This is a genomic window from Nocardia sp. bgisy118 (assembly GCF_057708605.1).
The window spans coordinates 1-1,549 of record NZ_JBYISM010000072.1 but is presented as its reverse complement, the minus strand read 5'-3'; the positions used below and the strand labels follow the sequence as shown (position 1 = coordinate 1,549).

Genomic DNA, 1,549 nt, shown 5'->3' with positions numbered 1-1,549 from the left:
TGGGCGAAACCCTCCGGGCCCAGGCGAAGCAGCCGTTGGCGCGACCCGTCCGGCGGCGGCACGCTCAGATCGAGGGCGGGCAGCTTGTCGTGCGGGTAGACCGTGGTCGGCCGCTCACCGTGCGGCTTGTTGACGGTGACATCGGCCAGGTACTCGAGGATCTTGGTGCCGCGGTCGGCGGACTGGCGCAGCGTCAGCAGCTGCGGGCGCTCATCGATGAACGAGGTGGTGACCCGGCCCGCCTTGAAGTCGGGGTCGTCGAGCACCGCGAGCAGGAACGGGATGTTGGTGGTGACGCCGCGGATGCGGAACTCGGCGAGCGCGCGCCGCGCACGGGCCACCGCCGCGGGCAGGTCACGGCCGCGGCAGGTGAGCTTGACCAGCATCGAGTCGAAGTAGGCGCCGATCTCCGCGCCGAGGTTGGCGCCGCCGTCGAGACGGATGCCCGCGCCGCCCGGGGTGCGGTAGGCGGTGATGCGCCCGGTGTCGGGACGGAAACCGTTGGCCGGGTCCTCGGTGGTGATGCGGCACTGCAGCGCCGCGCCGCGGATGGCTACGGAATCCTGGCTCAGGCCCAGGTCGGCGAGGGTCTCACCGGCCGCGATGCGCAGCTGCGACTGCACCAGGTCGACGTCGGTGATCTCCTCGGTGACCGTGTGCTCGACCTGGATGCGCGGGTTCATCTCGATGAAGACGTGGTTGCCGCGCTCGTCGAGCAGGAACTCCACGGTGCCCGCGCAGCTGTAGCCGATCTGGCGGGCGAAGGCCACGGCGTCGGCGCAGATGCGCTCGCGCAGCGCCGGGTCGAGGTTGGGCGCGGGCGCCAGCTCGATCACCTTCTGGTGGCGGCGCTGCACCGAACAGTCGCGCTCGAACAGGTGCATGACGTTGCCGTGCTGGTCGGCCAGGATCTGCACCTCGATGTGGCGCGGGTTCACCACCGCCTGCTCGAGGAACACGGTCGGATCGCCGAACGCGGACTCGGCCTCGCGCGAGGCCGCCTCGATCGACTCGCGTAGCTGCTCGGGCGCCGCGACCCGCCGCATGCCGCGACCGCCACCGCCCGCGACCGCCTTGACGAAGATCGGGTACTCGAGTTCGGTTGCCGCGGCGAGCAGTTCGTCCACATCCGCCGACGGCGCACTGGACTTCAGCACCGGAAGCCCGGCGGCCCTGGCCGCCTCGATGGCACGGGCCTTGTTGCCCGCCAGCTCCAGCACCTCCGCCGAGGGACCGATGAAGGTGATGCCCTCGCGCGCGCAGGCCGCCGCCAAATCCGGATTCTCCGACAGGAATCCGTACCCCGGGTAGATGGCGTCGGCGCCCGCGGACTTCGCCGCGTCGATGATCGCCTCGATGGAGAGGTAAGCGCGGACCGGATGGCCCTGCTCCCCGATCTGATAGGACTCCGCGGCCTTCAACCGATGGACCGAGTTGCGATCCTCGTACGGGAAAACGGCGACCGTCCCGATGCCGAGTTCGTAGGCCGCGCGGAAGGCGCGGATGGCGATCTCGCCGCGATTGGCAACCAAGACTTTCGAGAACATTG

Annotated in this window: 1 protein-coding gene; it reads right to left on the bottom strand. The window is 70.1% G+C overall.

The genetic code is table 11. The features are described 5' to 3' along the window. Window positions 1-1,547 (bottom strand): ATP-binding protein (locus AC3EO7_RS37725; RefSeq protein ID WP_435593870.1); only part of this gene is annotated, 1,547 nt, incomplete at its 3' end. Between the last annotated feature and the right edge of the window lie 2 nt (window positions 1,548-1,549).